Source organism: Floridaenema aerugineum BLCC-F46 (genome assembly GCF_041929345.1).
Lineage (GTDB): Bacteria > Cyanobacteriota > Cyanobacteriia > Cyanobacteriales > Aerosakkonemataceae > Floridanema > Floridanema aerugineum.
The window spans coordinates 1-23361 of the sequence record NZ_JBHFNQ010000045.1 but is presented as its reverse complement, the minus strand read 5'-3'; the positions used below and the strand labels follow the sequence as shown (position 1 = coordinate 23361).

General features: G+C 39.0%; 22 protein-coding genes and 2 pseudogenes. 11 read left to right on the top strand and 13 right to left on the bottom strand.

From position 1 onward, the window contains the following. Positions 1 to 14: 14 nt before the first annotated feature. The 3 genes and pseudogenes from ACE1CC_RS05195 to ACE1CC_RS05185 all read left to right on the top strand — a co-directional run. Positions 15 to 650, top strand: a complete 636-nt coding sequence (locus tag ACE1CC_RS05195; protein WP_413269407.1) for a Uma2 family endonuclease — start codon at positions 15 to 17, stop codon at positions 648 to 650. 106 nt (positions 651 to 756) lie between these two features. Further along, entirely contained in the window at positions 757 to 996 is a 240-nt protein-coding gene (locus tag ACE1CC_RS05190) for a type II toxin-antitoxin system HicB family antitoxin (protein ID WP_413269406.1), read from the top strand. Continuing rightward, positions 993 to 1097: pseudogene (locus ACE1CC_RS05185) on the top strand (type II toxin-antitoxin system HicA family toxin); the annotation flags it as partial. The gene ACE1CC_RS05190 and the pseudogene ACE1CC_RS05185, both read left to right, overlap by 4 nt. Before the next feature lie 2 nt (positions 1098 to 1099). Here ACE1CC_RS05185 and ACE1CC_RS05180 read toward each other — a convergent pair. From ACE1CC_RS05180 to ACE1CC_RS05170, 3 genes are all read right to left on the bottom strand, one after another. Next, complete coding sequence (locus tag ACE1CC_RS05180) at positions 1100 to 1447, bottom strand: XisI protein (protein WP_413269404.1); 348 nt, start codon at positions 1445 to 1447, stop codon at positions 1100 to 1102. After that, a complete protein-coding gene (locus tag ACE1CC_RS05175; protein WP_413269403.1) occupies positions 1435 to 1851 on the bottom strand; it encodes an element excision factor XisH family protein in 417 nt (138 codons plus the stop codon). Before ACE1CC_RS05175 ends, ACE1CC_RS05180 begins: the two co-directional genes overlap by 13 nt. A gap of 104 nt (positions 1852 to 1955) precedes the next feature. Further along, positions 1956 to 2153 (bottom strand): hypothetical protein, encoded by a 198-nt coding sequence (locus ACE1CC_RS05170; RefSeq protein ID WP_413264399.1) that lies wholly within the window; start codon positions 2151 to 2153, stop codon positions 1956 to 1958. Positions 2154 to 2493: 340 nt separating this feature from the next. Here ACE1CC_RS05170 and ACE1CC_RS05165 point away from each other — a divergent pair, with 340 nt between their 5' ends. The 3 genes from ACE1CC_RS05165 to ACE1CC_RS05155 all read left to right on the top strand — a co-directional run bounded on the left by ACE1CC_RS05165 (position 2494) and on the right by ACE1CC_RS05155 (position 3619). Next, a complete protein-coding gene (locus ACE1CC_RS05165) occupies positions 2494 to 2820 on the top strand; it encodes a hypothetical protein (RefSeq protein ID WP_413269402.1) in 327 nt (108 codons plus the stop codon). Between the two features lie 68 nt (positions 2821 to 2888). After that, complete coding sequence (locus ACE1CC_RS05160) at positions 2889 to 3185, top strand: hypothetical protein (protein ID WP_413269401.1); 297 nt, start codon at positions 2889 to 2891, stop codon at positions 3183 to 3185. Continuing rightward, the gene (locus ACE1CC_RS05155; protein ID WP_413269400.1) at positions 3185 to 3619 is read left to right on the top strand and encodes a type II toxin-antitoxin system VapC family toxin; all 435 of its coding nucleotides are present in this window, start codon (positions 3185 to 3187) and stop codon (positions 3617 to 3619) included. Before ACE1CC_RS05160 ends, ACE1CC_RS05155 begins: the two co-directional genes overlap by 1 nt. Positions 3620 to 3854: 235 nt before the next feature. Here ACE1CC_RS05155 and ACE1CC_RS05150 read toward each other — a convergent pair whose 3' ends face one another. From ACE1CC_RS05150 to ACE1CC_RS05125, 6 genes are all read right to left on the bottom strand, one after another. Beyond that, on the bottom strand, positions 3855 to 5609 hold the full coding sequence (locus tag ACE1CC_RS05150; RefSeq protein ID WP_413269399.1) for an ABC transporter ATP-binding protein: 1755 nt from the start codon (positions 5607 to 5609) through the stop codon (positions 3855 to 3857). Between the two features lie 24 nt (positions 5610 to 5633). Beyond that, entirely contained in the window at positions 5634 to 6485 is an 852-nt protein-coding gene (locus tag ACE1CC_RS05145; RefSeq protein WP_413269398.1) for a class I SAM-dependent methyltransferase, read from the bottom strand. Positions 6486 to 6534: 49 nt separating this feature from the next. Continuing rightward, entirely contained in the window at positions 6535 to 7671 is a 1137-nt protein-coding gene (locus tag ACE1CC_RS05140; RefSeq protein ID WP_413269397.1) for a D-alanine--D-alanine ligase family protein, read from the bottom strand. 78 nt (positions 7672 to 7749) lie between these two features. Beyond that, the gene (locus tag ACE1CC_RS05135; RefSeq protein WP_413269396.1) at positions 7750 to 8688 is read right to left on the bottom strand and encodes a 2-hydroxyacid dehydrogenase; all 939 of its coding nucleotides are present in this window, start codon (positions 8686 to 8688) and stop codon (positions 7750 to 7752) included. Then, a complete protein-coding gene (locus tag ACE1CC_RS05130; RefSeq protein WP_413269395.1) occupies positions 8685 to 10169 on the bottom strand; it encodes a flavin monoamine oxidase family protein in 1485 nt (494 codons plus the stop codon). The genes ACE1CC_RS05135 and ACE1CC_RS05130 overlap by 4 nt, the downstream gene beginning before the upstream one ends. Positions 10170 to 10457: 288 nt before the next feature. Next, positions 10458 to 12407 (bottom strand): phosphatidylinositol-specific phospholipase C domain-containing protein, encoded by a 1950-nt coding sequence (locus ACE1CC_RS05125; protein WP_413269394.1) that lies wholly within the window; start codon positions 12405 to 12407, stop codon positions 10458 to 10460. A 541-nt stretch (positions 12408 to 12948) separates the two neighbouring features. Between ACE1CC_RS05125 and ACE1CC_RS05120 the strand changes: the two are divergent. Further along, positions 12949 to 13350 (top strand): annotated as a pseudogene (locus ACE1CC_RS05120) (Uma2 family endonuclease). Here ACE1CC_RS05120 and ACE1CC_RS05115 read toward each other — a convergent pair. Next, positions 13325 to 14272, bottom strand: a complete 948-nt coding sequence (locus tag ACE1CC_RS05115; protein ID WP_413269393.1) for an RNA polymerase sigma factor — start codon at positions 14270 to 14272, stop codon at positions 13325 to 13327. The pseudogene ACE1CC_RS05120 and the gene ACE1CC_RS05115 overlap by 26 nt on opposite strands. Before the next feature lie 590 nt (positions 14273 to 14862). On the opposite strand from ACE1CC_RS05115, the gene pruA reads away from it, so the two are divergent. Continuing rightward, positions 14863 to 17835 carry an L-glutamate gamma-semialdehyde dehydrogenase gene (gene pruA, locus ACE1CC_RS05110; protein ID WP_459563803.1) on the top strand — a complete coding sequence of 991 codons (2973 nt, stop codon included), beginning with the start codon at positions 14863 to 14865 and terminating at the stop codon, positions 17833 to 17835. 432 nt (positions 17836 to 18267) lie between these two features. Here the strand turns inward: pruA and ACE1CC_RS05105 are convergent, their stop codons facing one another. Both ACE1CC_RS05105 and ACE1CC_RS05100 read right to left on the bottom strand, forming a co-directional pair. Then, on the bottom strand, positions 18268 to 18549 hold the full coding sequence (locus ACE1CC_RS05105; RefSeq protein WP_413269391.1) for a hypothetical protein: 282 nt from the start codon (positions 18547 to 18549) through the stop codon (positions 18268 to 18270). A gap of 99 nt (positions 18550 to 18648) precedes the next feature. After that, positions 18649 to 18900: a hypothetical protein gene (locus ACE1CC_RS05100; protein WP_413269390.1), complete on the bottom strand. Its 252-nt coding sequence runs from the start codon at positions 18898 to 18900 to the stop codon at positions 18649 to 18651. Positions 18901 to 19022: 122 nt separating this feature from the next. Between ACE1CC_RS05100 and murD the strand changes: the two genes are divergently transcribed. From murD to ACE1CC_RS05085, 3 genes are all read left to right on the top strand, one after another. Next, the gene (murD, locus tag ACE1CC_RS05095; RefSeq protein ID WP_413269389.1) at positions 19023 to 20372 is read left to right on the top strand and encodes a UDP-N-acetylmuramoyl-L-alanine--D-glutamate ligase; all 1350 of its coding nucleotides are present in this window, start codon (positions 19023 to 19025) and stop codon (positions 20370 to 20372) included. Between the two features lie 137 nt (positions 20373 to 20509). Next, positions 20510 to 22081: a PAS domain-containing sensor histidine kinase gene (locus ACE1CC_RS05090; protein WP_413269388.1), complete on the top strand. Its 1572-nt coding sequence runs from the start codon at positions 20510 to 20512 to the stop codon at positions 22079 to 22081. 95 nt (positions 22082 to 22176) lie between these two features. Continuing rightward, the gene (locus tag ACE1CC_RS05085) at positions 22177 to 22518 is read left to right on the top strand and encodes a hypothetical protein (protein ID WP_413269387.1); all 342 of its coding nucleotides are present in this window, start codon (positions 22177 to 22179) and stop codon (positions 22516 to 22518) included. Between the two features lie 55 nt (positions 22519 to 22573). On the opposite strand, the gene ACE1CC_RS05080 is transcribed toward ACE1CC_RS05085, so the two are convergent. Then, positions 22574 to 22987, bottom strand: coding sequence for a hypothetical protein (locus tag ACE1CC_RS05080; protein WP_413269386.1), 414 nt, complete (start codon positions 22985 to 22987; stop codon positions 22574 to 22576). Positions 22988 to 23361 lie beyond the last annotated feature (374 nt).

Sequence of the window (23361 nt, the reverse complement as noted above, 5' to 3'; positions counted from 1 at the left end):
GGGGGAAAATAATTATGACCGCTACTCTACAGTCAACAGAACGGCAACACTACACCCCAGAGGAATATTTAGCAAGAGAAGAAACCGCAGAATTTAAAAGTGAATATCACGATGGGGAGATTGTACCAATGACGGGTGGAACTACAAATCATAATCAAATCGCTGGAAATATTTACATCGCTTTAAGTCTGGCTTTAAAAGGACAAAATTACCGAGTCTTCATCGGTGATGTACGCTTATGGATACCGAAAGTGAAACGCTTTACTTATCCTGATGTAATGGTAATCGCAGGTCAACCGGAATATTACAATAATCGGAAAGATACTATTACCAATGCTCAAGTAATTATTGAAGTTTTATCGAAATCAACTAATAATTATGATAGAGGTGATGAATTTAGATTCTATCAAACAATCCCTAGCTTTCAAGAATATATTTTGATCGCTCAGAATCTAATGTTTATCGAACAGTATTCTAAACAAGAAAATAAACGTTGGTCTTATAGTGTTTATGATGAAGAAGATCCGGTATTAACTTTCAGTTCTTTTCAGGTGGAAGTACCTCTGGCAGATATTTATGATAAGGTTGATTTTGCGGAAGTGGAAGTTGAAGAATATCCAGAAGATTTTCACGAAGATGAGGGGGAATGAGTGCGATCCAACACACTTTTAACTCGCCTCACTTTACACTAATTGTGAGTTACTATGGAATCATGCCCAGCTAAAAGTAGGTAGATTACCAACAAATTGAAAACTTATGGATAACAACACTAAAGAAATTTACAATTACACAGTTATTCTGGAAAAAGAATCAGATGGAGGTTATCACGCTTTTTGTCCTATACTAAAAGGTTGTCATTCTCAAGGAGATTCTTTTGAAGAAGCGATCGCTAATATCACAGAAGCTATAGAATTATATATTGAAAGTTTAAGGGCTGATAATCAGCCAATTCCTACTGAAGATTTAATTGTTAAGCCTTTAAGGATATTGGCATGAGTAATTTTCCCAGCGTCAAGGCTAAAGACTTTATCAAAGTCATCGAAAATTTAGGTTTTTATCTTGACCGTCAAAAGGGGAGTCATGCTATTTACAAGAATTTTTAGCCCACTGCATAATCACTCATTTCTCGCATGAAAGGAGGATAAAAACCTAACACAATATCTTGTTTTGGTACGCCTAAATTAACTAAATCTGCTGCAATATCATGCTCTGTTGAATTGTAAAAAATCCAGATTTTATCATTGCGAATATCAAGATGTATTATACAATGATGCACCCAGCGTTTATGTTGCCAACCCAGATGCACAATTTGATAGTGATTTCGCTGTGTATCAAAGATAGTTTCAACTTCAATATCACCATAAGCTGGCTTAATTTCTGCATAATCCATCAATAATTGCTGGACAATTTGCTGATAGTTGGTTAATTTATCCGTTAGTCCTTCCATTGTAAAATTTGCTCCAATTCAATGTCGTAAATAATCAATTTTACGGAATTTTCTTGCAGCATTGATGCTGGAAAATCAAGTTGAAAGAAGCTATTATAGATTAGATCGGGGATGGCTAGATAGAGAGTGCGATCGGGTTCTTCACGACGTAATGCAGCGCGATAGTTAATAAATTGCCCCAGTGCTGTATGAAACTCTGAAATTGCTGATGCACTAGCCAAAAAACTTTTGACTTCTACCGCAATTTTCTCATCTCCTCGCTCTGCTGCTAGTAATCGTTCTGCCCCCAAGTCAATTTCCATCTCTACACCGCCTACTTTAATCTTAAGTGGATCATGAGTAACATTCCACCCATCCTTAGTAAGAGCCGTCTTAACAACTTGATGAAAACGATCTTTAGCCACAATAGACGATTCGATCTAGAGGTGCAATTTAAAAGTATCACATTGAGCGATCGAGAGCGATCGCATTTCCCAAAAAACTACAAAACACTGAAGAGTTGCAGAATTCATAGCTGTTCGTAATCTAATAAATTAGCTTTTCCTTCTGCAATTTCCTGTTTGGCGCGTCGTGCTGCTTTAATTAGTTGCTGTTGCGTTTTCTGAAAAGATTTATCCCATTTAATTTCATCTTCCAAATCGGCAATATATTCTCGTAAATGTTCTGCAACTTGCTCTTGCAAAGTTTTCGGTAAAGACTCCATCATAGCTATTACGGTAGTAATTGCTGGGGATGACGGCTCTACCGGATTTATGGTGATAACAAAATCTTATTTAATCGTAGGGTGTGTTAGGCACGGGCGATAAATTCAGCATTCCAATCCATCAATAAATTCCCGTGCCTAACGCACCGTTCCCTGGTTTGTAACATATATGAACATTTTTCCCCATTAACCCGAAAGAGCCGGGATGACATAGTATAATACTCCAATTCTCTTACGAACATTATCACCTCTATGTTCCCAGGTAGAACGTGGGAACGAGCAGAACCCGATTTCTGAGCCATACAATAAGAATATCTCAAAATTAATCCGTCCCTTTACTCAAATGACAGAATCAACCCAAAAACGTCAAGTTCGTCGAGGTCGCATTTTTCCCGAATACCAAAGCAGTCCAGAAAGTCGCGCCAAACGCATTGCCCAAAGGGAAGAATTAGGTAAGCAATGTCGCCAAATTTTCGAGCAAATTCGCCCACAACTAATGCCAACTCATTACAATTGGTTCATCGCTATTGATGCAGAAACGGGTAACTATTTGCTTGATGAAAAGTTCGATAGTTTAATGCAAAAAGTAAAAGTGCATTATCCGTCTAATGGTAAAGTGAGGTTAACTGCTTTTCGGCTGAATGAAGATGGTTATTGTGGGTTAATATGATTTCGGGTCGCTTTGAGGAACGGGGAAAGCTGATTTTCGAGATTGGATTAGTAAAGGTTAATAAATTTATGCAATTTTTGAAACAAAAGATAGCGGAAAATTTAGAACGACTGCCAGAAGGTGAACTTCAAAAAGTTCTAGATTTTGTTGATTTTTTGGTATGGCGAAACAGCAAACGAAAGGACACAATCTCACCTGAAAAAGATTCTAATTTGGAATCATCAGCGATCGATGATTCTATGGTACATTATGTAGAAGGAGTGTTAGTTGTAAAAGCTGCATCAAGAGAAGCGGGAGAAGAAGTTAAATGGGAAAATCTTGTCCCAGAAATGCGAGAAGAAAGAATTAGGAAATTTATGCCGTGATGAGAGTTTTGTTTGATACATCTGTGCTAGTAGCAACGATGCTGGAAGAACATCCCCATCACTCTAAATGTTTTGCTTGGTTACAGCGAGTTAGAACAGAAGAAATAAAAGGATTTATTTCAACTCACAGTATAGCTGAACTTTATTCTGTACTTACTCGCTTTCCTCGCACTCCAAGAATTAATCCGGGGTTAGCACAACAATTAATTAGGGAAAATTTGAATAAGTTTAAGAAAGTTGCTTTAACTGTTGAAGATTATGAAGAGACGGTGGCGAAAATGGTGAGTTTAAATTTACCAGGAGGAGGGATTTTTGATAGTTTAATTGCTCAGGCTGCGCTTAAAGCAGAAGTTGATATATTATTAACTTTAAATCCTCATGATTTTACTCGATTGGGTGATGATGTGGCTCGATTGGTGCAAGTGCCGATTTAGGGCGATAGAGCCTCGTAATTTATACATTAACATCTCATAACTTGGTTGCAATTTTAGCGATCGCATTTCCCAGAAAACTACAAAATAGCGATCGCATCCCCATTAATTTACCTGTTTGCGATCGCACTTTGAAAAAAGAATGCAACACAGATGAGATCCCCCTAAATCCCCCTTAACAAGGGGGACTTTAAGACAAATTCCCCCCTTGTTAAGGGGGGCTAGGGGGGATCTCATCTTAGGAAACAGCAACTTCTTTCTGATTATTGCCTTGATTACTTTGTTGCCAAAGTGTGGCATAGATTCCTTTTTGTTCAATCAAATCTGCATGGCTACCTGATGCCACAATGGTTCCGTTTTCCAGCACAAAGATTTTATTAGCCCGCAACGCATGGGTAATGCGGTGGGTAATCATAATTACTGTGCGTTCTTTGGCGATGCGATCGATCGTCGCCAGAATACCCGCTTCTGTTGTCAAATCGAGTGCTGATGTGGCTTCATCCAGAATGAGAATAGCAGGATTTCTCACTAATGCTCTAGCAAGGGCAATTCTTTGGCGTTGTCCACCCGATAATTGTCCGCCTCTGTCACCGACAGGGGTATCGTAACCTTGAGGTAAAGTTAAAATAAAATCGTGAATTTCCGCATCTTTAGCGGCGGTTTCTACTTCCTCATCGGTGGCTTCTAAATATCCCATTCTGATATTTTCTCGGACTGAAGTGTTAAATAAAATTACTTCTTGCGAAACCAGTCCAATTTGCTCCCGCAGGGATTTTTGAGTGCAGGAACGCAAATCAATGCCATCAAAGAGAATGCTACCTTTATCGGGGTCATAAAGTCGGGTTAATAGGTTAACTATTGTACTTTTACCCGCACCTGAATGTCCAACAAAAACGACAAAATCGCCTTGGTGGATGATTAGGGATAGGTTATTAACTCCTTTTCGCTCTGAAGAATAGTTAAAGATAACGTTATCAAATCGAATTTCACGGTAAAAATGGGGTAATTCAATGGCATCTGGTGCGTCTTGGACTTGGGGAACTTCAGCCAACAGAACGGAGATGCGCTGCATCGCGGCTATTCCTTCTATTAGGTAGGGCAGGGAAAAAGTAAAGCTGAGGATATTTAGATTTAAACCGACTAATAAAACCTGAAAAGAGACGAGCGTACCTACTGTAATTATGTTTTTGTAGGTCATTACTGCGCCGATACTGATGACGGCAAGCTGGACAAATACAAAGACTAAAGTGGGAATCCTTTGGACTAAATAAGAGGAAAACTTGGCTTTTACATAAACTTTTTTTAGAGCCTGCAAATCCTTGGAAAAATTGTTAATCGTTCGGGGCTGCAAGCCGAACATTTTAACAACTGCTTGGGAGACAATATTTTCTTGAACGACATTGGCAATTTGTCCTTGTTTGTCTCTCAGTTGATAGGTTTGCTCTGTCGCTGTTTGACCAATTTTGGCGGGTGCTAGGGTGCAGAAGGTTAAACCAATACAACTAATTAAACCCAACTGCCAGTTGAGGGAAAACATTAAAATAGCAGAAAATAGAATGCTGCCTAATTCTAAGATTATTATTAATCCGTAAGCCAAGCTATTTTCTATTTTTTCGATATCGGCTGAAAAACAGTTGACAATATCTCCGGCTGAACGTCGCCCAAAAAACTCCATAGATAGGTTTTGCAGGCGAACGAACATAGAGTGGCGGATATTGTTGATGACTGAAATGTTAAACCGCGTCGCCCAAAAATCTCCTAGTAAACCGACGAATACAAATAAAATTGCTGCTCCACCCAGCAATAGGATAATTAAAACCAGAAGACGGTAATTTTGGGGAATAATGGCTGCGTCGATAATAAATTTTAAGCTCATTCTGATTGAGGATTCAAAAGCTGCCTCAAAAAGACCACGAGCGATCAGAAGAATAGCTAACCATTGGTAGGGGGCGATGTATTTATTCAGTTCTTTGAGAAACCAAATTAGATTCATCTGATTATGTTCATATATTTTCAGTTATTTTTCAAGCCGCACTATAAATTCCCAATTGTAAATATCAGGCTCTTCAATATTATAAATATTTTTTAGATTATTCATTGCCGTAGCAGAATCATCAAAATCAATTTCAAAACTTAGTCGTTTAAAGCCTATTTCCTTAAAGATTCGATTCAACCGCAAGGGAGTATAATAGATTTGTCGATCTTTCCATTCTTTATCATGCCAAGCACTATGGGGTAAGTCAATTGTTCCATCTGTTAACCAATGTGCTTTAGATTTATCTAAATAGGCTACTTCTAAATCCCAAAATATAGTGGGAAAAAAACCGTATAATTTACCACCGGGTTTAAGCACTTGATAAAATTCAGCAAGCATCTGACGATTTATTCGATCGTCACCTGATAACACCGAATTAACAACTAAGACATAATTAAATTGCTCCTGCAATTCAGGTTTTTGTTTTGTCAGCTTTGTAGAATCAATTTCCTCAAAAACTAATTGATGATTATTTAATCTGTTTTTTCCATCAACTTCTTGCCAATTTCTTTTAGCTTGTTCGATAGCGGTTTTTGAGAAATCAGTACAGTAAATTTGTCCAATCTGCGGACAAAAGCCTAATAATGTTTTTTGAAGGTAAATCTCCGAACCACAACCGGGAATCAAAACTTTTGTTTCAGGAGAGTTAGGGATAACAAAACTATCATAATCAGTAGAAGGGTGTATGAGTTTTTCACATATTTTAGGATTTTGAGTCATACTGAAAGTGAATTTGGAATATTCAGCATGAATCTTATTCCATATAGCTTTTTCTTGTTCAAAAGATGGCAAATCAGGAGCAGCTTCTATGAGCCATTTGTAATTAATATTCATTATCATTTCCTATTTATATTCTCAGAAACACAAGGATTTATGTTGATTTTTAATACCGCAAACACAAACTATTATGCCTAGTAAAAGCTCCAGCAATAATCTCAATCATCACTTGCGTAAACGCCATACCGGAAAGGTATAAGATAGTACCCACAGAGGTAGCACTGGGATCGGTAAAATCAAACAGAGGCTTAGAAGAAATGGAGCAGTTAGAATTCACCTCCAGAACGAATATTTCTTGGGATGCTTTATCCATACGCAAATCAATCCGTCCATAACCATTGCCATCTATCGCACAGTAAGCACGTTTGGCTAACTCGCCAAGCCTCTTATGCAGTTCTGGTTCGGCCAGTTGGTAAGAGCAAAACTTTTCTTCTGGTAATAAAGAAGTTTCTCCTTCATTTTGTCCCCAGTAGCGATAATGAGATAAAAATCTTTCAGTTTCAGGCAAGTTGGGGTGAAACACTCGTTCTATTGCTGGATAAACCTTGATATTATCTGGGTGTCTAGCATTTCCTATCAGGAAAACAGCAAACTCTGAGCCATTGATAAATCTTTCTACAAAAATGTTATTTAATGGGCATTGTTTCTTATGCTGTTTGTTTACCAAACGCTGGACTTGTAACCCGATCTGTTCATCATTTTGAACAACAGAATTCAGCCAAATTCCCTGACTGGCGCTAGAAATTGATGGTTTCACAATCAAAGGAGTAGGAAGACGCTGGCAAATTCCTGCAATACAGTTCATGTCTGAAATTACTTCATAAGGTGCAGTAGATACACCAGCTTCAACCAAAGCCTGCTTCATTCTGATTTTAGAGATTGTAAGATATTCAAAATTAGAATCTGCCCCTGTAAAAATAATCCCTTTCTCTTCCAACAACTTGATTACAGAAAGACCTGGATAACCATCAACTTCATCAAAACCATTACAATAATTCAGCACCACCGGAGTATAGTCTTTATTAGAAGCTAATACTTCCTCAACTACTGATTGCATATTTTCTAGGGTAATTGGCTGCCATTTCCATTTAATGCCAAGTTCGTGAAAAACGTTTGCTAAATCTTGACGATAACCTTCATTGTCATAAAATTCTCCAATTAATCCTTGGGGTGTAATTTTATAGGGAATAAAAGCCCAGACAAAAATCTGACTGCTAGGGATTGATAAATTTTCTAACATCATAATTGCCTCCATATAAGTGTGTATCAGATTTTTATACTTACTCGAAGCTATTTTAAATTCAAAAAGTTGAGTAAGTAATTAAACAACTATATTAATCGGTGTTCCTTCTATCATTGCTCGAATATTGGCAATGGTTACTTGCTTAATACGTTGCATTGTTTCAGGAGTATACCAACCAATGTAAGGCGTAGCAATGACGCTATCAAGTTTGATTAGTTCTTGTTTAATTGGCATTTTTCTGGGTTCATCTATTTCAAAAGCATACCCTCCAATTTTATTTTGTAGTGCTAATTGATAAATAGCTTCTTGGTCAATTAGACCTTCTCGCCCAATATTCACAATAATCGAATTAGGCTTGACGAATGATAACTTCTCTAAATTGAGGATATTTTCTGTTTCAGCGTTTAAAGCTAAACAAATGACAATGACATCTGCTGTTTGCAGTAGTTCTTCTAGCGATACTAAAGAAAGTTCGGTTTCTTTAGTAGTTCGATTATAAGCAATAACTTGCATCCCAAGACTTTGACCAAGTTGAGCTATGTAAGAACCAATGGAACCTAGACCAATGATACCAAGGACTTTTCCTTTTAGCTCAAAACCTTTTAAACCAGATGATCGACCATAACCTTCTTTAGTTGCTCGATCAGCAGCCGGAATTTTTCGAGCTAAAGCAAATATTAAGCTTATAGCTAATTCACCTACCGGAACTTTTGAATAACGTCCAAGGTTAGAAACAATAATACCGCGTTTTTGAGCCAATTTAGTATCGATCCAATGATACCAAGTCGTAGTAATAGAAATTCCTTTCAAATGCGGTGAAGCATCAAAAAAATGATGAGAAATAATATAATTTTCTAAAGGTGAAATAATAGCATAATTAGCGTTACTAATGTTAGCAATCAATTCTGATTCATTTTTTGGAGAAGGAAATTCAATATATTCTCCTAGTGCTTCTATTTGTTTTTTTTCTGATGCTGAAAAATCTAAAAAATCAGCTGTTAGATTAGCTATTTTCATAATGTATAAATTCCTTGACAATCATTCACTGATCTTGCTAAAATTAACATTTCTTGAACAGCTTGCAAGGCTGATTCTAAAGCCCCTTGCATCCATGAATGCTTCAAAGATGCGTGTTCGCCAGCAAAATAAATTCGTCCTTCAGGTGCAATAATAGCTTCGTACAAATCAGAATGTTGACTGGGTAAATAAAAAGCAAATGCCCCTTTAGACCATTCATGATTATTCCAACTCCAATTGGTAATTTTTTGCAACATATCTAGCTGAGTAATTTGCGGGTGGAGATGACTTAGATTCTTGATTACACAATTTTTTTGTTTCTCAGGATCAAGTTGATCTAATTGAAGTGCTACCTCACCCCAAGTATAGGATGCCAACATTACGCTAGGGCTATGGGAAACTAGCGGATTTTTTGCTTGAGCATTATCAGAAGGATAATACGTCATTCCTGTGGGCAAATCTGTAAAAGTGCCACCGCCAAAGATTTTATCGTCTATCTCCCAGAAACGCTTTTTGGTAATAGCCAGAATCTTGGTGGCTGGTTGATACTTTAATTCTTGAATGGCTCTTTGTTTCAATGCAGAAAAAGCGGGATTAATTTCCAGACGATTTAAGACAGAGAAAGGCAGGGTGCATAGAACAAAATCACCTTCTGCTTTTTTTAATTTGCCCTTATACCGATATATAGCACTAGCACACTTATTGATTGGATCTTGCTCTAAGCGCACCACTTCACAACCCAAAACAGGTTTTGAACGTAGCCTTTTAACAAAAGCCGTTGGGAAAAGATCGAAACCTCCCACAATTTCATAAAATTGATTACTAAAGAGTTCCTGGATAGCTTCACGTAAATGCTCTGTAGCAGCATTTGGCATAAGAGTTTCAATCCCTTGGGTGATAGCCAAAAAAGCGATCGCCTCTTGGGAAAGCCCTGCTCTTTCACAAAGCTGGTGCATAGATAACCGATCGATATCTTGTGTTGTCTTACCTAAAGCGAAAAGATCTGCCTGTTCTTTGGTTGAGAGTGCGCTTAAAATTTCCCCAATAGCTTTTTGCCACAAATCATTAGGTGTCGCTGTTTTTTCCCACCCGGTTAGCTTGAAATACTGATTTAGCTTAGTGGCATTTTTGCGCCGTTCTTTATGTCCTCGGATATAATAATAGGCATCAGGATTGCGATCGACAAACTTTCGTAAAGGCAGACCGAATTTATTCACATAATGTAGAGTGAGTTCGTGTTTTTGAGGAATCCGCATAGCTCCAAGCTCACCATAGAGGCCATTATCAAAGCGTAAAGTACGCACCCTTCCTCCAATATGGTTAGGATCAGCCTCTAGGATAGTTATGGTATGTCCTCTTTTTTCTAGTTCATAAGCCGCACATAAACCTGCAATCCCCGCCCCCACAATCACAACATGAAGATTTTTGGAAGTTGTTGGGATTTTATCTATTTTGTCGATCAGTAAAGTTTTAAGTCCCATAGTAGGTTGAATATTAAATAGACAGTAAAAGTTTGCTAGAGAGGCGTAAGCCTTTTTGATATGAGAATTTCATCAGGTGAAGGGGCGATCGCTCTTTTGACGTGGAAATTTAATCAGGTTGTGGAGCGATCGCCTTCCTACAATTCGTAAACAATTTTTGTGCAGTGTATTGGATTCACGGAAAACTTTGCTTTGATTCCGTTTTCGAGGAATTGATGACTCGCTTATCCTCACTCTTCCTTTTATATCTGGCACATTTTGGGTAATGCGGTTATTTGCAGCGGCTTATCAGTTTCCCAAATGTTCATTGATTCTGATCGCTGTCTCTATCAAATTACTGCTGATAAAATCGCTGATGAAGATGTTGTACTTTCCTCTCCAGGCATTGCTGAGTAAATTGGTTGCTATTATTGGGTTTATTCTTTCTGCATAGTTCTTAATGCTTACGTCTAATGCCCCTCCTATACTTTCCTCTGCACCCGCTATAGTAGCTGCAATATTTAGTGGTGCTGAAACAGCAATCAGATCGTCGATTAGTACACCGCTAATTGTACGGACATGATCTAGTGTCATTACGCCTTGAAGTACCCACAACTTTTCTCTCCCTTTTTCTTCCACCAGTTTACTCAGGTAATTGACGATATTGTCCGGATTACCTGTCATATAGACTTCTTCATTGTAAGGAGATTCGATATCATCCCATATTAAGTGCTTGTATTTGTTTGGTGTGTCCTTGTAATCTGATGATATGATAACCCGTTGATTTGCGTCTACCATTTCTTTGATTGTTGGCAGATTATTAGAATCTACGGGTCTTTTTGCCATAAATGAACCCAAGGAATAACATATTTCACTTAAGAACTTTTCGTAATCATTTTTGTTGAAATTTTGATAATGGGTTATGTGGAGTATTACTATCTCTTTTGGATGAGTCTCCAGAAATATTTTGAACAGTCCTATGATGCTTGTCAAAGTTGTCTCCAAACTTAGCGCCAAACCATGATGAATACAATATCCTACTTCAAGACAGGCAAACCGAAGGTCAAAATATCTTACTCCAGCTTCTAACTGTTGATAAATCGGCTTGCTTTGAGTTTTGATTGAAACTGAATGAAATTGGTAGCATCCACTATCATGCGTTCCTGGAATAATGATTTCATTGAGACAACGATTCTGGATAATTGGATAAAGATTTTCCATCCAATTACGTCGGTCATTTGGTTCTTTTTTTTCCACACCTGATGGTTTAATTTGCTCAACAATAGGTGACGATTGTATTACTCTAGCCGAGACACGGGATATTAATAGACAACGTATTTCATTATTTTTTCCCGCGTATGCTAGGAAGACTCGATCATTATCTATTACCAAAGATGGTTGGGTTTGAGCATCATTTATGTTTGGAATCTCCATTAATTGTGTGAACTTGTTCAGTTTGGGATCTAATATTACTATGTAGATTGAGTTGTTTGTTGTTCTAAATGCTAAATATATACGGTCTTTATATACAGCTAACGCGGGAGCATCGGTATCGGATGCCATTTTAATGCCGCGAAGAAGAGGAACTGGCTGTGAATTGATCGCACTACTTTCTACCATGCGGTGACAATCCCAAACCAAACTTCCATCATCTTTGCGAAACACTCGATAATATTGTCCGTTATACGATACTATTGCTGCTGTGCGAGAAAACAGTTTTTGTATCGGTGGAGGAATCACCTCTGAAATATTATCACCATAGATCAGAAACTGATCTAATGTATCTGAGTGTGCCGTAAACACCATTATTTCTCCGTGTCCACAATTCACCAGGATGGGCGTGATGAGTGTTTCCACCTCCCTATTCACTTCTGTCCTTCCGCGTTTTCTGTCTTCGTGCCTTTGCGCGGATGTTCTTGGAATTTCCTCAATCCTTGTTCTCTTAGTAAGCGTTTTCAAATTAGACCACTTGCGCTCACAGTCGAAGGTTGCAACCCAGACATATGGTTGCTCGATGCCTACGTGAAACAAATAGAGTTTGTTATCGTGAACCTCTAATGCGGGAGCGTGATTAGTTTTCCAATCCTCCTTAACCTCTAAAAGTTCAACCTTTAGGGTATCGGGATTGATTGCCCCCAAATACAACTTGCTATCAGTTCCTTGGTGAGCCATCCAGAGTTTATTGTTCCATAACACTAAAGCTACTTTGCTCTTTGTCAGCCAGTTGGTATTAATAGATATTGTCGATTTTAGTTCCATAGTATTCCTCCGAAAGGTGAGATTGATTCATTTGACCGTAGCTCAACTCGTGATATCCGCGACTACGATAAATTGCACCCAATTCCTTTTTAAGGCACAAAATCCTATCAACGTTTCTCTACTGCATCCTTATCTCCATCATGCCTTCTATCCCCCTCCCGCGTCAGTCGGAAAAGTCGGATCGTAAAGTCGAAAAAGTCGGATGGTCGGATAAACTACCGCACACTGTTAGCTTCGCCAACGAGATTTTTCCCTGTTTAGCTGATCATCCCCACTTAATGCAGTCTTTACCTGTTGTGGCTGTGGAAGGCAAGGTGGCTCGCCCTTCAGATCTGGAAATTTAATCATATTAAGTAACTTACGCTGTTCAAGATGTTTTTTCTCATCTACAAATAAGACGCTCCCCCAATCCAATTTGTGAATTATTCCACAAAACAAATTTTTTCAAATCCCTCAAACCCTATTTTGAGCGGCACTTTTATAGTTCATTCCCGTAACAAGTGTTAAAACAAGGTCAAAAAAACTATTCAAACTAAACTCTATGGTTGCCACTACCTTAAACCTAAACATCAACACTGTTCACCTCTCAGATGAACAATTAACAGTTCTATCAGTTATGTCAAAATAACCGCGAGTTACAGTTTGAACGAACGGCTACAGGAGAATTAATTATTATGCCACCCTTTGGCGGCGAAACCGCCAATCGAGAAGCGGAATTAATTGCCGATTTGGGAATCTGCAATTGGGTTATAGATCCCCGACTTCTTAAAGAAGTCGGGGATCTGATACGGATGCAGTGGTACAATTGGGATGGTTGATTAACCCCCAACAACAAGTAGAAATTTATCGCCAAGGAGAAGAGGTAGAAGTGCGAAATCTTCCTAAAGAATTATCAGGTGAAAATGTATTGCCCGGATTTAGCTTGAATCTATCTCTTTATTAAAAGTATTCGCCCTCAGAAATCGGATTTCTGGGTCTTTAAGAATTATGATACTGGTGTGCCAACGTGAACATTTTTGTAGGGACACGGCATAATTAAAATTTTGGATGACCGACATGATTTGATGATGCCGTGTCCCTACAGTATAATTGCAACTGGAATTTTGTTCCTCAAAGCTAGAAACATCGGTTTTTTCATCCTCAACAGTTTCGGCTTTTTCTAATTCCTCAGATAATGCCAAATTCTCTTCTGCAACTAGTTCTTTTCGTGCAGTATTCTTAGACTTCCTTTGTTTGGGAGATTCGGGAGAAACCTTTGACTTAAACTCAGACAAATCACAGTTAGTTTCATCCTCCCCAACAAAATCTTCACTCAACCGCTTTCGCAAAATTTCCCGCGCCTGAGAAATTCGTTTACGAACGTTATCGTAGGAAATATTCAGCTGTTCGCCAATCTCTCGATAAGATAAATCTGCTTCAAAATGCAGAACAAAAGTCTGGCGCAATCTATCTGGTAACTCATCAATTATATTACGTAAAAATAAATCGAGTTCTTGCCGCGTAGCGGCAAGAACTGGTGTTTCTTCTTGGCTAGCAAATTCTTCTTCCTTTTTAGGAGCAATTTCTTCCCAACTTTCAAATTTCCGAGAACTTCTGTTGCGTTCTCGATGAATATCCACGCAGAGATTTCGAGTAAGTTGGGTCAACCAAGCCTTAAAATTATTGATAACATGATTACCATTTCTAAGCTTCTCCCAAGCTTTGAGCATCGCCCGACTGAGGGCATCTTCTGCTTCCGCTGTATTCCCCTCCATCCACTTCACACAGCAACGGTAAAGATAATCTTGATGTTGCTGCCATAGTTGCCAAAAAGCTGAATCTCTATCTTTAGGAAGATCAATTAATGTTGAATCAGAAGCTAACATTTATTTACTGAGAAACTCCTCTGACACTACAATCTATCCCTGATTTAGACCATGCAAAAGCGACATCCCATTTTGATAAAGGGATAAGCTTTGCCGAATAATTGAAATTGTTTAGTAGCTGCAATTTATTGATATATTTTAATTGTAGACTATGCTCAGTGAAGAGTGTCAATACTTTTTAGCTGCATTTATAAAAAAACATACAAAATTTTTATAGGAACTGTAAAAGTATGTTTTGCATATACTTAGCCAACCCCATAAAACACAACCGTATTAATACTGAAATTAATTAGCCCCCGAACTTAATATATTTCCGCAATTAACAGAAATTCCGCAAATGTAGAGGTTAGTAGGGGATGCCTGTGTTTTTTTACCACAGATGTTCACAGATGAACACAGATGAACACAGATGGTATATGTAAGCTATCTGTTTTTGCTTGAGTTCTTTTTTTAGTACGCAGATGAATGCAGATGAACGCAGATGTGGAGGTATATTTGGGAGGGGATGCGATCGCAAATGTCACCCCAAAACGTAAGAATAGAGGATACGGGATTTTTATCCCTATTTTTGCCGATAATAGGAGTCCACAATTGTGGTTGCACAAAATAATAACACTTACGAACCTAAAACCCAAGAGATTGCTAAACAACTTTTAGCAGCAACTAAGGAAAATCGATCGTTTTTTGGCCATGTGCTCGACCAAATGCGCTGGGATGATAAACTGCTTGCATGGGCGATGAGTAATCCAGGTTTGCGCGTGCAGCTGTTTCGCTTCATTGACTGTCTTCCGGCACTGCGTAGCAAAACTGAAGTTGCTCGTCATTTACAAGAATACCTCAGTGATGAGTCGGTGGAACTTCCCAGCGCATTGAAGGGAATGTTAAATTTTGCTTCTGCTGATTCTATGCCGGGACAGCTGGCGGCGACAACTGTTTCGACTGCGGTGGAGGCGTTGGCGCATAAGTACATTGCTGGGGAAAATGTTCAGCAGGTAATTAAGACGATCGAACGTCTCAGAAAGGATAAAATGGCTTTTACCATTGACCTTCTTGGTGAGGCGGTAATTGCTGAGTCGGAAGCACAACTGTATCTGAAAAAGTATTTGGAATTGATGCAGCAGTTGACGGAAGCTTCTAAGAGTTGGAAAACTATTCCTCAAATTGATGAAGCTGACGGACAAGCAATTCCCAAAGTACAAGTTTCGGTGAAGTTAACTGCATTTTACTCCCAGTTTGACCCTTTGGACGATCGGGGAAGTGAGGAGAAAGTTAGCGATCGTATTCGTATTTTACTCCGTCGCGCTCAAGAGTTGGGAGCGGCTGTTCATTTTGATATGGAACAGTATGCTTACAAAGATTTGACTCTGGCAATTTTAAAACGAGTTTTGTTGGAAGAGGAATTTCGTTCTCGTACCGATATTGGTGTTACCATTCAAGGTTACTTGCGTGATAGTGAAAAAGACCTGAAAGATTTAATAGAATGGGCGAAATTGCGCGAATATCCGGTAACAGTTCGTTTGGTAAAAGGCGCATATTGGGATCAAGAAACCATCAAAGCTGCTCAAAGAGATTGGCAACAACCTGTTTATAATGATAAAGCGGCGACTGATGCTAATTATGAAAAACTCACCCAAATGCTGTTAGAAAACTATCAATATATATATACAGCAATTGGTAGTCATAACGTCAGAACTCAAGCACGCGCAATGGCAATTGCGGAAACTCTCAATGTTCCCAAGCGTTGCTTTGAAATGCAAGTGCTGTACGGAATGGGAGATAAGTTAGCTAAAGCTTTAGCTGATAAAGGTTATCGGGTGAGAGTATACTGTCCTTATGGGGAATTACTTCCGGGAATGGCGTATTTGATTCGCCGTTTGTTGGAAAATACTGCTAACAGTTCTTTCCTCAGACAAAACTTAGAAGACCGTCCGATTGAAGAACTCTTAGCTGCGCCTTCTCCTAATAATACTGTATCAGATTTGGCGGCAAAACGCGCATTTCCCAATGTGGCAGATACAGATTATGCTGACAAAAATAAGCGGGAGAAAGCACAAGAAGCTTATCGCATTGTGAGATCACAATTAGGGAAAACTTACTTACCTTTAGTTAATGGGAAGTACGAAAATACTTCCGAAAGTTTTGATTCGGTTAACCCTTCCAATCCCAAGGAAATTGTTGGTAAAATCGGTTTATTATCTGTTGAACAAGCAGAACAAGCACTGAAAGCAGCAAAAGCAGCATTTCCCCAATGGCGCAAAAAATCTGCCAAAGAACGCGCCGACATTCTGCGGAAAGCAGGTGATTTAATGGAACAACGTCGCGCCGAACTTTGTGCTTGGATTGTATTAGAAGTTGGCAAACCTTTACAAGAAGCAGATGGAGAAGTTTCAGAAGCGATCGATTTTTGTCGTTACAACGCTAACGAAATCGAACGCTTAGATCAAGGATACAACTACGACCTCGCTGGCGAAACTAACCGTTACATTTATCAACCTTTGGGTATTGCATTGGTAATTTCTCCTTGGAATTTCCCCTTTGCCATTGCCACAGGAATGACTGTAGCAGCGTTAGTCGCCGGAAATTGCACGCTTTTGAAACCTGCGGAAGTTTCTTCCGTAATTGCTGCTAAACTAGCAGAAATCCTCGTCGATGCGGGAATGCCTCCGGGAGTTTTCCAATTCGTACCCGGAAGAGGTTCAATTGTTGGCGAGTACATGGTGAAGCATCCCGATGTGAACATGATAGCTTTCACAGGTTCGCAAGAAGTCGGATGTCGCATTTACGCCAATGCTGCCATTTTACAACCCGGTCAGAAACATCTCAAACGGGTAATTGCGGAAATGGGTGGCAAGAATGCCATCATTGTCGATGAAAGTGCGGATTTAGATCAAGCCGTTGCCGGGGTTGTGCATTCCGCTTTCGGTTACAGTGGACAAAAATGTTCCGCCTGTTCGCGTGTAATTGCCGTCGATTCGGTGTACGATACCTTTGTGAATCGCTTAGTGGAAGTTACCCGCAGTTTAAACGTCGGTAATGCTGAAGATCCTAGTACAAAAGTCGGCCCTGTAGTTGATTCTAAGGCACGCGATCGCATTCGGGAATACATCGCCAAAGGCAAAGAAGAAAGTAAACTAGTTTTAGAAATGCCTTCTTCAGAAGCGGGATATTTCATCGGCCCCGTCATCTTCAGCGAAGTCTCGCCAACTGCTACAATTGCCCAAGAGGAAATTTTCGGCCCTGTGCTCGCCTGCATTCGCGCCAAAGATTTTCAGGAAGCTTTGCAAATTGCCAACGGTACGAACTTCGCCTTAACTGGCGGTTTGTACTCGCGCACACCTTCGCACATCGAACAAGCAACCGCAGAGTTTGAGGTGGGTAATCTTTATATTAACCGAGGAATTACAGGTGCGATCGTCTCGCGTCAGCCTTTCGGAGGATTTAAACTTTCTGGTGTCGGATCTAAAGCCGGAGGGCCCGATTATCTGCTACAATTCCTGGAACCCCGCGTGGTGACGGAAAATATCCAACGTCAAGGTTTCGCACCGATCGAAGGGGCAGAATAATCTAAGTTTCCCTTGCTAGTCTATCAACTCCGTAGGGGTGGGCAATGCTCACCCTGTTTTTTTCTCTTTCTTTCCTTCGCGTTCTTTGCGGTTTAAGTAGGTGCAAATAAATAAAGTGATAATAGTTATCTAAGAATGGGGCGGGGGGGGTGAACACCCCCCACAAAATAAAAATTTTTTTTTAATTTTAACACCCCGGGGGGGTTGTCTGCCCCCCCCACACCAAACGTTTATCTGTTGGGGGGGGGGCACCCGCCCCGCCCCATCTAAATATAACTATTATCACTTATTTATTTAGACCTACCTTAATCCTAAATCTGCCTTGATGACTCCTCTTTAATTTTTACGTCAAAAAAATGTAGAGACGTTTCATGAAACGTCTCTACATTCTTCTCTATTTCTTCTCTGCGTCCTCTGCGTCAGGAGCGGTTTTTAATCATCATTTTTATCATCATTGTCATTGTCATTGTCATCATCATTATCGTCATCTGTACCTCGTGAATTTTCTCTCTTGTCATCCTCATCTTTGTTGCGATTTACTTGATTGACTAACATTTGTTCAGAAAAATCTTCCTTTAACTCTGGCTGCTTTGACAATGGATTTACCTCTCCTGCTAATACGCCAGTTACAGAGGTATTCAGCAGCAACATTAAACTAAATAGGTAGAAAATGCTACTGATAATGGGCGTAATCTTTGGATGATTTGTACTCATAGTTATAGCTTATCCTGAAAAAAACTTAGCGGTTTTCTCCTCAATTTAAAGAGGGTTATAGCAACAGCCAAGAGTCTTAAGACGTAGGCAAAAAACTGATTAATCATCATCTGAATCTTTACCTTGTGACTTTTCCTTCTTCTCATCATCATCATCATCATCTTTATTTTGCTGTTGTTGATTAACCGACTTTCCTTCAGAAGAGTTTTCCTTTAATTCCGGCTGCTTTTGCAATGGATTTGTACATCCTGTTAATACAGTATTTGCAGAGGTAATCAGCAGCAACACCAAAGCTAATTGCTGGAAAATGGTACTGAGAATCGGGGTAATTTTTGGACGATTGGTATTCATAGTTACAGCTTATCCCTAAAAAAGTTAGAGGTTTTCACTTCAGTTTCAACAGAGTGAATTGCAAAAGCGCATTAGGTTGTAATATTATAAACGGGAAAAATCAGGGAATAACCTTTTAACTTATGCCTATTGCTCATATCATTGGTTTGGGAAGATCGGGAAATGCTGCTGCAAGACTGCTAAAAAGAGAAGGTTGGCAAGTTACAGTAAGCGATCGCAACAACAACCCCAACTTACAACAGCAATCAGAACAACTAATTAGTGAAGGAATTGACGTTAAATTAGGTTATTCCCTAGAATTAGATAGTCCCGAAATACCAAAACTAATCGTAGTTAGTCCCGGAGTTCCTTGGGATGCACCACTTTTACTCCGCGCCAGAGAATTAGGGATTGAAGCGATCGGCGAAATGGAATTAGCATGGCGATATCTGCGAAATATTCCTTGGGTAGCTATTACCGGAACTAATGGCAAAACTACTACTACCGCTTTAATTGCAGCCATATTTCAAGCAGCTGGATTTAATGCCCCCGCTTGCGGTAATATCGGTTTTGCTGCTTGTGAATTAGCCTTAGCCGAAACTCCTCCAGATTGGGTAATTGCCGAAATTAGCAGTTATCAAATCGAGTCTTCCGCCTCAGTTGCACCTCGCATTGGTGTTTGGACAACTTTTACCCCCGATCACTTAAGTCGCCACAAAACCTTAGAAAATTACTTTAACATTAAGGCACATTTATTAGTGCAATCCGAGAACCAAATTTTTAACGGTAACGATCCTTATTTACAGAATAATGCACCAAATCGTTTTCCCAATGCTTACTGGACAAATGTTAAAGGAAAAGCTGAGTTAATTAATGGTAAAGGTGCTTATATAGAAGATGGTTGGGTGATTTTTGCCGAAGAAAAGATTCTTCCAGCTAATGCTTTAAAAATGGTGGGAGATCATAACCAACAAAATCTTTTAATGGCAGTAGCGGCGGCTTGTTTGGCGGGAATTGAAAAAGATGCGATCGCCAAAGCAATCAACAACTTCCCCGGAGTTCCCCACCGTTTAGAACACATTTGCACTTGGCAAGGAATTGACTTTATTAATGATAGTAAAGCCACAAATTATGATGCTGCCGAAGTGGGGTTAAATGCCGTTTTAGCCCCAGCAATACTCATCGCAGGTGGGGAAGCAAAAGCTGGAGATGACACAGGTTGGATGAGTATGATTAAAGCTAAAACAGCCGCAGTTTTACTCATTGGTGATGCTGCAAACGCCTTTGCTAAACGACTTGATGAAATAGGCTATACTAGTTATGAAATAGTTGAAACGATGGAACGTGCTATTCCTAAATCCGCCGAACTAGCAAAACAATATCAGGCTAAAGTTGTACTCCTTTCTCCGGCTTGTGCTAGCTTCGATCAATACCAAAGTTTTGAAGAAAGAGGCGAACATTTCCGACGAATTTGCCAAGCAACATTTCAATAAATTTATTAATCAATCTCCCCATAGGAAGATAAAGCCCGAATAAAAAATCACCTTTATGATTGATGCAAAATCTCTCTGTGTTTAGGAAAACATAAATTGTAAGGGATGAAATAACACAAATTATTACAGAGAGATTTATGCAAAAAATCGCTGCTTCCGGCTTTCACCTATATGGATTTACTCTCTTAATAGAGATACTTGTTTTGTCACTCATGTATTTGCTGAATCAGGTAATTGATGTGACAACAAGTGCTTTTGTACTGTTTTTCTCCCCAGTAATTATTACTGCTTGGTATGGTGGCCTAAAAGCAGCAATTTTTGCTACTGCATTAACAGCGTTAGCAATTAACTATTTTTTCCTACCTCCTATCAACTCCTTACTGTTAGGCGGAGAAGAATTTATCCAAGCTTCTCTTTTCTTAATTCAAAGCTTTTTATTTATCACTCCAGTAACTCTATTAAAAAGCCAAAATACCTTAAAAACCCCAGTAGAAATCCCGCAATATCAAGAACAATATTTTGATTGTATCACTAAACTTGAGCAAACAAAAGCAGCTTTATGGCAATCTCAATCTTGGTTACAAACAATAGTGGAAAACTCTTATTCTGCAATTTATATTAAAGATTTAGATGGGAGATATTTACTATTTAACCATAAATGTGAAACGATTTTTAATGTTTCTAGAGGACAAGTGTTAGGCAAAACAGATTATGATTTTTTACCTGATGAAACAGCAGCAGCTTATCGTCGGAATGAGCAAAAAGTAATTGAATTGGGAAAGGCTTTAGAATTTGAAGAATTTGCGATAATTAACTCTCAACCTGTGACAGTTATTTCTTTAAAATGTCCCCTTTATAATTGCGAAGGAATTCCTTATGGAATTTGTGGTATATCTACAGAAATTAGCGATCGCAAACTCATGCAAGAAGCTTTAATTAAACAAGCCGAAGAATTAGCCCAAATAAATCGCATTAAAGATGATTTCTTAACCACAGTTTCCCATGAATTACGCACCCCATTAAACGCCATCCTTGGTTGGTCACAAGTCTTGCGTAGTGGTAAACTTAGTGATACCATTGTCGCTAAAGCTTTAGAAACAATCGAACGCAACGCTAGGTCACAAAAACAATTAATAGAAGATATCCTTGATGTTTCACAAATTGTCACCGGAAAACTACATTTACAAATTAGCTTAATAGATATTGTTCCAATCATAGAGAAAGTAATTAACATTTCTCTACCATCTATTGTTGCCAAGGAAATTCAACTGAACTTTGGACAAAATCAAGTTAACGAGAAAATTCTAGGAGATAGCGATCGCTTACAACAAGTGATTTGGAACTTACTAGCCAACGCCATTAAATTTACACCAGTTGGCGGCTGCATTGACATTAACTTGAGAATAGAAGAATGGGAAAAGACAACGGAAAAACAAAAACTTTCTTGTGCATCTTCTCTCCTCAAATTCGCAATCATTGAAGTGACAGATACAGGTATAGGTATTAAACCAGAATTTCTTCCTTTTGTATTCGATCGCTTTCGTCAAGCTGATGGTTCAACTACTAGATGTTACGGTGGTTTAGGGCTAGGATTAGCGATCGTCCGTCATATCGTAGAATTACATGGCGGCGTTATTTACGTCCAAAGTGAAGGAGAAGGAAAAGGCGCAACCTTCACCGTAAAACTGCCCTTAGTTAACAATCTGTAATTTTCGAGACTATTTGAATGTACCTTTGGGTAGAAGCCAGGTTTTTAAATCAAAAATACTATTATTTTGGACAAAGAAATTAGGAGTCGATTAGTATGAGCCGGATTATTTATACCTTAAAAAAAACCTGGCATAAAGTTTTGGTTTCAACTTTAATAGTTTTCCTTAGTGTATCAGCTTTGGTACTTTTCCCAACTCAGCAAAGTTTAGCAGAAGCACCCTCACTGAGACAGCCAATGCAAACACAAATTGACAATTCTAATCAACCAAAACTTCCACGGGAAAAAAGTTACGAAGAAGAAATTAAGGCCCTTAACGATCCCAAAGGAATAGAAAAAGAATACGAAGAAAACCTAGAAGCTTACGAAGAAACTCAACCAGATAAAGGAATAATTCAAGAAGCCAAATCAATTGTAGAAAAAGTCACTGGACAGTAACAGTTCGTAGTTAGGACTAAATTTAGGACTTTAGTCCTCTTTTTGTGTCGATTAACTAACCAGACAAATCTTGCTGTAAAGCATTTCCCCACTGCACCGCTAAAGCAAGTTGTGTAAAGGGAATTCGCACCGAATTAAGAGAATTAGAAAAGAGAAATTCCAAAGAAATAGTACGACCTTTCTCTGGGGGTTGTGCTAAATTGTAGGCGCGATCGTCCACAATTAACCGAATATCTCCTACATCTTTGAGCGAAAAAGTTTGCAGATTTACTGGTTCCTGGCGCGTCGGTTTTCCCCAAGTTAAATCACAACCCTTTTGTCCAAGTACAGCATAAATATCATACTTGGCGCGATCGAACTTTTGGGCCCAAATCCGGTAAGCCTCTAACTTTTGGTATTCATTCCAACCCGCCCAAGCTAACCAAATAAATAATGCCAGCAAAGGCAACCAAAATAAACCTCTTTCCATAATCTTAGGGATTGGGGATTCGGGATGACAGGCAAGATGCCTGTCCTACGGGACTGGGGACTAGGAGAAATTTATATTCTTCTTTTGATCCCTTTTCATCTTAAATCTATAGCAATCTTATCGATTTGTGACAAAGATTTTTTTTGAACCGCAAAGACGCGAAGGACGCGAAGGAAAGAAAAAGAGAAGAAAAGGAGGAGTTTACAAATTAAATAGCATTCCTATATTTCCTAGTCCCGTAGGACAGGCATCTTGTAGGACAGGCATCTTGTAGGACAGGCATCTTGTAGGACAGGCATCTTGTAGGACAGGCATCTTGTAGGACAGGCATCTTGTAGGACAGGCATCTTGTAGGACAGGCATCTTGTAGGACA

Bases quoted from the DNA above. Each gene is read 5' to 3' on its own strand.
- ACE1CC_RS05195 (WP_413269407.1), top strand. From the start codon at position 15: ATGACCGCTACTCTACAGTCAACAGAACGGCAACACTACACCCCAGAG.
- ACE1CC_RS05190 (WP_413269406.1), top strand. From the start codon at position 757: ATGGATAACAACACTAAAGAAATTTACAATTACACAGTTATTCTGGAA.
- ACE1CC_RS05180 (WP_413269404.1), bottom strand. From the start codon at position 1,447: ATGGAAGGACTAACGGATAAATTAACCAACTATCAGCAAATTGTCCAG.
- ACE1CC_RS05170 (WP_413264399.1), bottom strand. From the start codon at position 2,153: ATGATGGAGTCTTTACCGAAAACTTTGCAAGAGCAAGTTGCAGAACAT.
- ACE1CC_RS05165 (WP_413269402.1), top strand. From the start codon at position 2,494: ATGACAGAATCAACCCAAAAACGTCAAGTTCGTCGAGGTCGCATTTTT.
- ACE1CC_RS05160 (WP_413269401.1), top strand. From the start codon at position 2,889: ATGCAATTTTTGAAACAAAAGATAGCGGAAAATTTAGAACGACTGCCA.
- ACE1CC_RS05155 (WP_413269400.1), top strand. From the start codon at position 3,185: ATGAGAGTTTTGTTTGATACATCTGTGCTAGTAGCAACGATGCTGGAA.
- ACE1CC_RS05150 (WP_413269399.1), bottom strand. From the start codon at position 5,609: ATGAATCTAATTTGGTTTCTCAAAGAACTGAATAAATACATCGCCCCC.
- ACE1CC_RS05145 (WP_413269398.1), bottom strand. From the start codon at position 6,485: ATGAATATTAATTACAAATGGCTCATAGAAGCTGCTCCTGATTTGCCA.
- ACE1CC_RS05140 (WP_413269397.1), bottom strand. From the start codon at position 7,671: ATGATGTTAGAAAATTTATCAATCCCTAGCAGTCAGATTTTTGTCTGG.
- ACE1CC_RS05135 (WP_413269396.1), bottom strand. From the start codon at position 8,688: ATGAAAATAGCTAATCTAACAGCTGATTTTTTAGATTTTTCAGCATCA.
- ACE1CC_RS05130 (WP_413269395.1), bottom strand. From the start codon at position 10,169: ATGGGACTTAAAACTTTACTGATCGACAAAATAGATAAAATCCCAACA.
- ACE1CC_RS05125 (WP_413269394.1), bottom strand. From the start codon at position 12,407: ATGGAACTAAAATCGACAATATCTATTAATACCAACTGGCTGACAAAG.
- ACE1CC_RS05115 (WP_413269393.1), bottom strand. From the start codon at position 14,272: ATGTTAGCTTCTGATTCAACATTAATTGATCTTCCTAAAGATAGAGAT.
- ACE1CC_RS05105 (WP_413269391.1), bottom strand. From the start codon at position 18,549: ATGAGTACAAATCATCCAAAGATTACGCCCATTATCAGTAGCATTTTC.
- ACE1CC_RS05100 (WP_413269390.1), bottom strand. From the start codon at position 18,900: ATGAATACCAATCGTCCAAAAATTACCCCGATTCTCAGTACCATTTTC.
- murD (WP_413269389.1), top strand. From the start codon at position 19,023: ATGCCTATTGCTCATATCATTGGTTTGGGAAGATCGGGAAATGCTGCT.
- ACE1CC_RS05090 (WP_413269388.1), top strand. From the start codon at position 20,510: ATGCAAAAAATCGCTGCTTCCGGCTTTCACCTATATGGATTTACTCTC.
- ACE1CC_RS05085 (WP_413269387.1), top strand. From the start codon at position 22,177: ATGAGCCGGATTATTTATACCTTAAAAAAAACCTGGCATAAAGTTTTG.
- ACE1CC_RS05080 (WP_413269386.1), bottom strand. From the start codon at position 22,987: ATGGAAAGAGGTTTATTTTGGTTGCCTTTGCTGGCATTATTTATTTGG.